Below are 10,766 nucleotides of genomic sequence, written 5' to 3' on the forward strand. Positions count from 1 at the left end.
GGGTATAAGAATGCGTTCAAAATATTTTCATTGAGTCTTTGAAATATAGGATTGAGTATGGATAGATTCCCCACATCCTCAATGCACGGTGGTAATCCACGGTGTCATCAAATTTGAACCCCACAGAAAGCCCAGCTTTAGCCGGGCGGACTCCAGTTCCCATTAGTGGCCAGCAAAAACTAGCCTATTCAGAGCAGCGGTCGTGATCAGCTTTGGCTAAGATAGGTTGGAAAATCCGTGTATCCTGCTGAATAATTTCCCTCTGTCCCATTCCAAACTTTGGGATCAGGGTCTGGAGCTAAAGCCCAACCATTGGCAAAGCGTTGTACCAGATCTGGATTTGAAATATAGGGACGACCAAAGGCAATTAGATCAGCGCTTCCTTCGGCGATCGCCGTTTCCGCAGTAGCTTGGGTATAACCACAATTCCCCATCAGGGTTCCGGAATAAACTGATCGAAAATCAGCCAAAGTTAAGGGTTCTCCCAAGTCATGGAAACCAAATGCTAGACCATCTACGATATGCAAATAACCCAAATTGTAGGCGTTTAAGCGTTGTGCAAAATAGGGAAAAGCTTCTCTATAATCGGGGGATCCCATATCATTAAAAACGCCATTGGGAGATAGACGAACCCCCACCCTTTGGGACGGAAACACCGTTAAAACAGCTTCAGTCACTTCGCGTAAAAAACGGAAGCGATTTTCTAAACTACCCCCATAAGCGTCAGTACGTTGATTAGTTTTAGACTGTAAGAATTCATCAATTAAATAGCCGTTGGCTCCGTGGATTTCCACCCCATCAAAGCCGGCTTCCTTAGCTCGCACAGCGGCTTGGAGATAATCTTCTACTGTGGCAGCAATCTCTTGAACGGTTAATGGCCGGGGTGTTTGATGAGCCTGTTTTCCATCCGGGGTATGGATATAGTCGCCGTTAATGGCGATCGCCGAGGGAGCAACGGGTAAACCCAAATGGGGATGAAAAGATTGATGGGAAGCCCGGCCACAGTGCCAGAGTTGCAGAAAAACTTTCGATCCTGCGTGGTGAATTCCCTGTACAATCGCCTTCCAAGCTTGAACCTGGGCATCATTATAAATACCAGGGGTGTTATTCCAACCGATGCCAATTTCAGAAACTACCGTAGCTTCGGTAATTATCAAACCCGCATTGGCCCGTTGGCAATAATATTCCACCATTAGGGACGTGGGAACCCGATCATCCCCGGTTCTAGCTCTAGTCATAGGAGCCAATACCACCCGATTTTTTAGGGAGAGATCACCGAGTTGGTAGATGTCAAGTAAAGAAGTCATAAAAAATGTTTACCAATGAGTTGAGGTCAATAAACTAAATAGATGTTTTCGGTGCTATGAGATGGCCTCCAAAAGTCCACTTCTAGTCCTTTCGTCTAAGCGCGAATATGGGTTAAAAATTCTGTCCACCGTCGCCAAATTGCTCTGACGACTTTCCGTTGCTGAAAAACGTGTAAAACGATAACGGTGAGGAAGAGATAGGACAACCAAAAATGGAGTGATCGCCCGAGGTCAACACGAGCTTCATTTTCTGAAAATAAATCGGGAACGGTCATTCCCAGAAAAAAAACATTACTGCTTTTGAAAGAGTTGGAAAAAAATAAGCCACTGAGGGGAACAGCCAGCATGAATAAATACAACAGAGAATGTAGGGTCACCTTGCGCCACCATGCCGTTGAGAAACGAGGAGTGCGACGGGAATACTTTTTCCACCAGACTCGCAACAAAACTAGAATGCGCCAGAGCAGTAAACCGATGACAAAAACTCCCAATCCTTTATGAAAATCATATAGATCAGAGCGAATGGGAACCTCCCGTGACAAATCCGCCATAATCAACCCTGTGGGAAATAAACAGAAGTAACACCACGACATACTCCAATGAAGTGCCATCAGGTGTTGATACGCAGAGGTTAGGCGACCAGGGGTCTGAAAAAATGAAAGCCAAGATAGGGGAGACATTGTTTTTCATCAAAAAGTGAACCTGAGTGAAAAATTGGACAATCCGGAAGGGTCGAAAACTAAGGGGAATGTCCAAATACTGATTACTGGATTCCAGCCTCTAAAAATTTCTTTGCTCAAAAAATCAACCCTTGAAATGCTTATCCTGTAAGGATTTTGGGAAATAAATTTTCTGTAATTGTAGGTTTTGTTCAAGATGCACATGGTAGTCCTAATTTGACAATGGTTTGTTAAGTGGATGATGGCTTCTCATCAGCAAAAGATGGGCGGCGGGTACATAGTACAGTGCTAATAAAGTTGCGCCCCCCAATCCCCCCGCTAAGGCGATCGCCAAGGGAGGCCAAAATCCAGTTTCATCCAACAGCAGTGGAGTGAAGCCAATAATGGTGGTAAAGGTGGTAGCAAGGACATGACGGGTGGCTTTCAAGACAACGGTGGAGGTGGCTTGGGCATGGCCCACGCGAGCTAAGGGGTTTTCCTGCAACGCAGCCAGAACCACAATGGAATCGTTAATAGCTAACCCGATTAAGCCCAACGTTCCTAAAATGGCGGTAAAGCCAAAAAGTGCTTGGAACAGCCACAGGGCAAGGGCGGCTAAACCCACTGACCATAGGGCTACCGAGCCAATCAGGGCGGCTAAGCGGAAGGAATTGAAGGATAGGATTAACGTCGCAGCCATGGTCACCACTAAAATTCCTACCAAGCCCAAAAGATTGGCCACCGCTGTCCCCTGGGCATCGGCTTCGCCGCCATAAGCTAGGTCGTACCCTGGCGGTAACAAGAAATTTTGAGCTTGCAGTTGTTCCTGCAATTGCGCCAAAGTATTAGAAGGTAAAGCTCCAGCGGTTAAAAAGCCTTGCACGGTATTAATCCGTTTACCGTTATAGCGATTAATTTGCGCCACGCCTGGCACTAGCGTCATATCGGCGATCGCCGTGAGAGGGAGCAGTTCACCGTTGGGGGTGAGTAGATCCAAGGAACGAATCTGAGCGAGATCTTGACGGGTAGAAGAATTGACCCGGACACGAACCGGCACATCTTCGGTAGCTTCTAAAACAGATCCCCCAGTTACCCCTTCTAGCGTGGCCTGTAATTGATTGGCGATCGCCTGGTGATCTAACCCCACCAAACGGGCTTGGACTTCATCCACCTGTAACGCGAGTTTCGGCAAAGCTTCCGAGAGATTCGCTTGGGTGTGAATCACATTTTCTATCGTGCTTAATTCCCGCCGTAACTGATCGCCGAGTAACCTCAATTCCCGTAAATTTGACCCAGATAACCGCAATTCAATGGGAGCGGCCAGGGGCGGGCCCTGTTCTAACTGTCGCACCAGTACCTGCGCTTCGGGAAAAGCTTGGGTTAGGGCCTGTTGAAGGTTTTGGATAAGGTTGCGGAGATTGTCCGTAGAGCGGAGTTGGACAATACCTTGGGCATAGTTGGCCGCATTTTCTCGGTCGGGAATAACGTTATAAAAAAAGGCGGGGGCGCTTTCCCCCAGAAACCAGTGAACATCAGCTACATCAGGATATTCCAGGATTAAGTCCCGGGCCTGTTGAACTTGGGCTTGGGTAGCAGTAATGGCAGTGGCGGCGGGTAACGTCCATTGGATTTGAAACTGGTCGCGGTTGGTGGGGGGAAAAAATTGCTGCTCTAGCTGGGCAAATTGCCAAAATCCCCCTAGAGGTAAAACTAAACAGAGACCAATGGTTAACCAGGGTCGTCGAAAAAGCCCCTCCAAGCTCCAACGGTAAGCACGGGCCAAAGCGGCATGGCTCACCCCAGTTTGTAGCCATGGGTAGCGCTGAAAGGGTTGCCACGGTGCCATTTTGCCGGCAAAGGTGACAATCACTGTGAGGGATAACAGTAGAGAACTGACCAGGGCGAGGATGACGGTTGCCCCGATCGCCCCGATAAATTCCCCTGTGGCACCGGGGGAAAAGGCAATGGGCACAAAGGCTAAGACTGTGGTTAATGTGGAAGCCAGAAGAGGAATCCAGAGGTGTTGCACTGTGTCGGCAACAGCTTTTTCCGGTGGCATCCCCTGCTGGAGATGGTGCTGTACTTCATCTACCACCACAATGGCGTTATCAATCAATAACCCCAAGGCAATGATCAAGCCGGTGACAGACATTTGGTGTAGGGGGATGTTCAACGCCCCCATGGCCCCAAACACCATCAACGTAGCTAGGGGTAACGCCGTTCCCACCACCAAGGCCGCTTTCAGTCCCAACATTGCCAGTGACACGACAATCACTAACCCGGAACTGACCAGCAAGTTTTGCCAGACCCCATTGAGCCGTTGCTGTACATACTGGCTTTGGTCTAACACCACCGTCAGCCCCAGCCCTGCTCCCAGATCCTGTTCAAAGGACGTTAACACCACCTGGGCCTGCTTGGCCCATTGATCCACCCGGACTGAAGATTCCACCGTAGCCGCAATGGCGATCGCCGGTTTGCCACCAATCAAGGCCAAGGAGGAGGGAGGAGCTTGTACCCCTTTACTGACTTGGGCGATGTGACCCAACCGTTGGCTTTCGCCGCTAGTAGCAACTTTGATCGGAATTTGGCGAATTTGCTCTAGGGTTTGCAAATTACTATTGATTTCAATTAACAAATTGGTTTGGGGACTACGAAGTTGTCCGGCGGACACTTTGGCATCACTGGCAGCAATTTGCTGGGCTAAGGCCCTGGGAGTCAAACCTAAACGCACTAGATCCGCCGGTTGTATTTCTACTTGAATTTCTTCCGGCACATCCCCCACCATTTCCACTTGCTTTGTCCCCGGTAACTCCCGGAGTTGCTGCACTAGGCGATCACCGACCCGTTGAAGAAGATTAAAATTGGCGGGACTGTCCAGTTCCCAGGTCAAGCCCACAATTAAGGCATTGGCAACGGGGTCACCCGCCTCGTATTCTGGTTCACTGGCGTCTGACGGCAGCAAGGGCACCACATCGTTTAACTCGCTACGCACCTTTGACCAGACTGGGTCAACATTTTGAATGGCCTCGTCCAATTCAATTTCAATGATGGATAAGCCTCGACTCGACGTAGATTCGATGACGGAAATTTCTTCAAGTTCCAGGAGCTTATCTTCAATTTTTTCGGTAATCAGCGCTTCCACCCGTTCCGGGGTTGCACCGGGCAAACTGGTGGTAACGGTACCAAAACGCTGTACCAGTTCCGGGTCTTCCATGCGGGGCAGGGTAAACAAAGCAGTAACGCCCCATACCAGCACCAGAATCAGGGTCAATAGTAACAGCCGGCCATTGCGATAAAAAAGACTAAACATGGGCATTTTCCCTACTGCACCGTTACTGTTTGCCCCGTCACCAGGCGATGACTACCACTGCTAATCAGGCGATCGCCAGGTTGTAATAGCCCCCGCACCAAACTGCGATCTCCTTGGGTGTGGAGCACTTCTACATCTTGGCGAGACACAATGTACTGATGGGGTTGGGGCTGTTTTGCTCCCAAAACATAGACCGACCATAAACCCTGTTCCCCCGGCACCAGGGCAGTGGAAGTAACCCAAAATCCCTCTAAAGGCTGGGTTTCAGTAACGTCTAACTGGGCCGTTTCCCCTGCCCGCAGTCGGATTGGGGCATCGTTTAACTGCAAAATGATGGTGGTGGTGCGGGTACTACTATTGAGCGCAGGCAAGAGAGCTGTTACCGTACCGCTGTAACCTTGACCCCGGACGTTAACTGAATAGGTTTGTCCTGCCCGCATTTGGCCGGACAGATTGGGGGGAATACCAATGTGAGCTTCCGGCATGCCCGCCGCCACCAAACGAAACACTGGACTGCCCGCCCCCACCACCATGCCCGGATCAACCAGGCGATCGCCAATGGTGCCAGAGAAGGGCGCTAGAAGTTGCGCTTTAGAGATTTGAATCTCAATTTGGCGAATTTGTGCGTCTAACCCTTGAATACGAGCCTGTTGGCCGGCGATCGGTTCGGGACGGCTACCGTTATTGAGTTTGTCTAAATTGCTTTGGGCGATTTCTAAACGACGTTTGAGGGAAGCCTCTGCCACCCGTTCCTCATCCAACTGCTCCAAGGAAATTGCCCCTTCCGCATAAAGCTGTTCCCGCCGTTGGGTTTTCAAGCTTGCCAAGGTCAACTGTTCTTCTAATTCTGCCACTGCCCCCTGCCCCGCCGCAATATCTTCCCAACGGGAGCCATTGTTCAACTCTGCCAATCCCGCTTGTAGTTCTAAGCGCTGGGCTTCTAATTCTGCTTTTTGCGCTTTTAACGTCCGAGTATCTAGCCGCGCTAAAGGTTGACCCTCCATGACTTCCGCCCCTTTATCCACCAGCAACTCCGCCAAAGTTCCCCCCTGTTCAAACCCTAAGTCGCTTTGCTTGCGGGGAACAATTTCGCCAGTATAGGTGCGTTTTACCTGATAACCCCTAACCGGCTCAACGGGACTCACCGTAACGGGCAAAGGCGCTTTTTCGCTTACCGCCGAGGCCATGGCCGTGACATTGGAGGTACTTTGTTCTTGCCCCAACCACCACCAGCCCACTCCCCCCGCAGCTATGGCGATCGCCACCCAGAGAAGTAACCGCCGCCAACGTCCGCCGGTATTTCTCTGCTGAGGCGGTTCGGCGATCATGAACGGAGTTGCTTCAACAATCACTGTCGGAGATGGGACAAGGGAAGCGGTAACACGGGGATCAACAGTCATACAAAACTCTTTTTTAACAACAAAGTTTAGACAATTTGTTGAGTAGCTGCCGTCAGTCTATACTCAACTAATTGGATATGTCAATCGCCCGTTCTGGGTTTTTTATTGCTATGGCCCTTGCCCACACCATCCTGTCGATTTTGATTGAGTTGCCCGCCAGTGGTTACGACATTGGCAAACGTTTTGAAGACGGTATCAGTTGTTTTTGGCAAGCTAGTCAACAACAGATTTATCGAGAACTAGGCAAAATGGAAGGGGCTGGTTGGGTGTCTAAGCATACGGTGCCCCAGAAGGGAAAACCGGATAAAAAAATTTATTCGATCACCCCAGAAGGCAAGCAAATTTTATTGCACTGGTGTTTACAGCCGACGGAACCAACGCCGATTCGGGAGGATTTATTGGTCCGAATTATGGATTTTCCCTATGTGAAATCTGACGTTATTCTGGGGGAGATCCAACGACGTAAGCTTTTACACCAACAGCATTTGCAACATTTTCGGGAAAAGCAGGCGCATTATTTAGAGCATGGGCAGTTTAAGGATGATCCCCCTTCAGCCCGAGATCGGTACCGCTATCTAACCTTGTTACGGGGAATTCGTTTTGAGGAGAGTTGGGTGGATTGGTGTGATGAGGTGCTTGAAGCATTAGGCAGTTGAAGCCTTTTCTGGCGATCGCCACGAGGCATTCTCTTGATTCATCCAACAAACAAAGTTAATCAAGGTTTTGATCTTGGGGAAGGCAGCCAAGATATCGGCATGTTCATTGTTTCGTCATACTTTTCATCACACCGCCCATGATTCGCACCCGCGCCCATCTTGGCAAAGGTACAAGGGAATAAGTGAGGAGTTTTGATAAAAATCCCGGCAGCACTGTGGACTTTCGCCCCAATGCCTTCAAAGTCCCTTCGGCAACCTCGCCAGCACTGAGAGCTTTTCCCATCTTCATCCCGGCGCGATCGCTAAAACCGCTGTTAGTGGGGCCTGGGGCAGAGGCAATGACGTCAACACCAATAGGTGCAAGTTCCACATACAGGGCTTCAGCCAGTGTTTGCACATAAGCCTTGGTCGCTGCGTAGTGAGCGGCAAATGGTGTTCCCTGAAACCCCACGATCGAACTCATCAATACGATGCCGCCTCGTCGTTGCTTGGCAAACCGCTGGGAAAAGTGCCAGGTTAGCCCCAAGAGTGATCGGCAGTTAACATTTAACATCTCCATCTCTTGTTTCAGTTGAGCATTGAGAAACGCCCCCGATGTCCCAAAACCGGCCGCTGCTACCAGTAAACCGACATCTAAATCGTGAGTTTGTGCCGCAAGGATTTCCATGCTCGTCTCCACCGATAAATCCTGAATCACCAAGCGCACCTCAATCCCATAGCGATCGCTTAAATCCTGAGCCATCTGCTTTAAAATCGTTTGCCTCCGCGCCACCAAAACAAGATTCAATTCCGACTGAGCCAACCTCAGTGCCATTTCTCGACCAATGCCGGAGGATGCGCCTGTGACGACAGCCCAAGGACCATATCGGGTCTTTAGTCGCTTTTGCAAATTTCCCATGCTAACTCATGTTTTTGTGTTCAATTTTTTGAGTACAAGAACTAAGATATACTCAGATCACGAAATCCGTCAAGCGATTTTTAGTCCCATTTTTTCTAGAACTGGCATTTATGGCTCTCAAACATACGATCCTGGCATTTCTATCGCGACAACCCCTGAGTGGCTATGAAGTCGCAAAAGAATTTGCTGAAGGATTTGGGGGTTGCTTTTGGAAGGCGAGTCAGCAACAGGTGTATGCCGAACTGAGCAAATTAGAGAAACAAGATCGCGTCATCTATGAGGCGATTCCCCAGCCCGGACGCTTAGATAAAAAAATCTATTCCATCACTGCCAAAGGGCAAGAAGAACTGATTGACTGGTTAACCCAACCCACGGAACCCACTGCCATCCGTGAGGATCTGGGTGTTATAGGATTAGCGGGGCATCTCGTGCCTAGTCAGATGGTTGTTCGCGAAATTGAACGCAGACAAAAACTGCATCGCGAAATGGCGCAGCATTTGAAAAAAATGGACGAACACTTTGCCAAAAATTTGGATTTGCTCGAACTTAAAGATCTGTATATGCACCTCGTCATCCGTCGGGCAATTCGCTATCAAGAGGACTGGGTAGCATGGTGTGATGAATCACTTAAGGCAATCAATCGGGTTGTGGATAATTTGGAAGATTAGAATTCAAAACGAGTGGGCGATGCTGCTATGAATTTAGCTCTAGTTTTCTCTCCCGGTTTAACCCGCAAACAATCTTCACGAAACTGTAACTTCATAAGAGTAAATCCAGCGTTAGGCGATCGCCAACTAACTCTTACTTACCCTGTCTTTGTTAATCCCAAGGGCGTTCGGCATTGCCATTTGACTAGACCCTAGCTTCATTGGCACAACCCGTAGCGGATCTCTGCGAGATCGCCTATTGTTAAAGTGATTTAAAGGGATGATGGCTGGAAGGTATTGATGAAATTTCTTTTTCCTTGGCGCCGGCGTAAATCTCATGGACTAAAGCCAGCTCCTTATGCAAATCCAATCCGCCACCTGCGTCCAATTCGGTCAGGGAATTCCAGGCATAGAGAGTCCCAGGCAATGAAGACAGATTTATATCATTGGTTACTGGTACTTTCCTGGCCAAAATTTTTGGCGATTATCGGCCTTTTTTATTTTGGTTTAAATGTCTTTTTTGCTCTAATTTTTTTCTTAATTGGAGGCGGTATTGCTAATGCTCAACCGGGATCATTTTTAGATCTATTTTTTTTTAGTATTCAAACTCTTTCAACGGTGGGATATGGTGCTATGTATCCCAAAACTGTGCCCGCTCAAATCGTCGTTAGTGTGGAAATTTTTGTTGGACTGATCAGCCTGGCTATTTTAACGGGATTAATGTTTTCACGTTTTGCTAAACCCACCTCCAGGGTATTATTTAGTGAAGTCGCTGTGGTCTGCCCCTTTGAAAATATTCCAACATTAATGTTTCGCACTGCTAATCAACGGGATAATCGTATTTTAGAAGCCCAAATTAGAGTCAGTTTAGTTCGGGATGAGCAAAGCCAAGAAGGACATAAAATGCGCCGTTTTTATGATTTAAACTTACTACGCTCCCACACTCCAGTTTTCGGTTTGAGTTGGTTAGTTATGCATCCTATAGACAGCAATAGTCCACTTTATGGAATTTTGGAAACAAAGAATGAACAACTAAGGTTAGAACTTTGGATTAGTTTCACTGGCTTAGATGAAAGTTTTTCCCAAACCATTCACAGTCGTTACGTCTATGAGGGGACAGATATTCATTGGCAGCATCGTTTTGTGGATATTTTTCATCAAACCCCAGAAGGTCAATGGTTTATCAACATGGACAATTTTCATCTAACGGAACCTTATCGCCAGTAAACCCCTAGTAAAATTTGGCGATCGCCGGAGGAATTCTCGGAGTTAGCTTAACGAAAACAAACATTTCAGAAAAATGGTCCAGTTATCCAGCAGAATAGCGAAGGATAACAAATTAAATGGCATAATTAACAAAATAATTAGTTTTAGCAATTGCAACGGGGCAAAAATTAAGGCCTCTATTCCCACTTTGTTCAATAATATTACTAAGGTATTGTTGATTTTTATTTTTGATATTGGATCAGAGCTTTCGATGTTTAATTTAAAACCTTAACGTAAAAATTTATTATCCAAATGTTTACTTCTATACGTCGGCTATTTGACCAGTTTTGGAATAAATCTAGAACAGTTAAGAATGAACCCCTAAACAAGGTCAGCTTAATTGTAATTATTTTTATTGACATTTTTATTCTTGTCAATGTTTTTACCGGCATAGAATACATTGGCCAATGGTATCTTCAACCAAATTTAGTCTATCCTTGCCATGCTGCTTGGCAAAATTATCAAACCCAAACCACTGCTGGCAAAAATTTTCAAATTATTCAGGAAGCTATTGCCACTGACCCTATCGAGCAATACAATTTAGAGCAAAATTTTAGAGAGTCAGAAAATGGGCATCTTGGGCAAGTTAGTGAAGTCTGTTTAACCTATGCCCAATATCACGA

8 protein-coding genes and 1 pseudogene are annotated in these 10,766 nt (G+C 47.5%); 4 read left to right on the forward strand and 5 right to left on the reverse strand.

Annotated features, from left to right (window positions below; translation table 11 throughout):
- Positions 1-206: 206 nt before the first annotated feature.
- The 4 genes from IQ219_RS10115 to IQ219_RS10130 form a co-directional block, all read right to left on the reverse strand.
- Positions 207-1,307 (reverse strand): alkene reductase, encoded by a 1,101-nt coding sequence (locus IQ219_RS10115; protein ID WP_194072511.1) that lies wholly within the window; start codon positions 1,305-1,307, stop codon positions 207-209.
- Between the two features lie 95 nt (positions 1,308-1,402).
- Entirely contained in the window at positions 1,403-1,987 is a 585-nt protein-coding gene (locus IQ219_RS10120) for a cytochrome b (RefSeq protein WP_194072512.1), read from the reverse strand.
- A gap of 211 nt (positions 1,988-2,198) precedes the next feature.
- Positions 2,199-5,276 (reverse strand): efflux RND transporter permease subunit, encoded by a 3,078-nt coding sequence (locus IQ219_RS10125; protein ID WP_194072513.1) that lies wholly within the window; start codon positions 5,274-5,276, stop codon positions 2,199-2,201.
- Between the two features lie 11 nt (positions 5,277-5,287).
- Positions 5,288-6,676: an efflux RND transporter periplasmic adaptor subunit gene (locus tag IQ219_RS10130; protein ID WP_194072514.1), complete on the reverse strand. Its 1,389-nt coding sequence runs from the start codon at positions 6,674-6,676 to the stop codon at positions 5,288-5,290.
- A 110-nt stretch (positions 6,677-6,786) separates the two neighbouring features.
- Between IQ219_RS10130 and IQ219_RS10135 the strand changes: the two genes are divergently transcribed.
- Entirely contained in the window at positions 6,787-7,332 is a 546-nt protein-coding gene (locus tag IQ219_RS10135) for a PadR family transcriptional regulator (protein ID WP_190599879.1), read from the forward strand.
- 103 nt (positions 7,333-7,435) lie between these two features.
- Here IQ219_RS10135 and IQ219_RS10140 read toward each other — a convergent pair whose 3' ends face one another.
- Entirely contained in the window at positions 7,436-8,230 is a 795-nt protein-coding gene (locus tag IQ219_RS10140) for an SDR family oxidoreductase (protein WP_194072515.1), read from the reverse strand.
- Positions 8,231-8,340: 110 nt separating this feature from the next.
- Here IQ219_RS10140 and IQ219_RS10145 point away from each other — a divergent pair, with 110 nt between their 5' ends.
- The 3 genes and pseudogenes from IQ219_RS10145 to IQ219_RS10155 all read left to right on the forward strand — a co-directional run.
- Positions 8,341-8,898 (forward strand): PadR family transcriptional regulator, encoded by a 558-nt coding sequence (locus tag IQ219_RS10145; protein ID WP_190599881.1) that lies wholly within the window; start codon positions 8,341-8,343, stop codon positions 8,896-8,898.
- A gap of 279 nt (positions 8,899-9,177) precedes the next feature.
- Positions 9,178-10,104, forward strand: coding sequence for an ion channel (locus IQ219_RS10150; protein ID WP_194019288.1), 927 nt, complete (start codon positions 9,178-9,180; stop codon positions 10,102-10,104).
- Between the two features lie 291 nt (positions 10,105-10,395).
- Positions 10,396-10,766 (forward strand): annotated as a pseudogene (locus tag IQ219_RS10155) (hypothetical protein); the annotation flags it as partial.

The organism is Synechocystis sp. LEGE 06083, from assembly GCF_015207725.1.
GTDB classification, from domain to species: Bacteria; Cyanobacteriota; Cyanobacteriia; order Cyanobacteriales; family Microcystaceae; genus Synechocystis; species Synechocystis salina.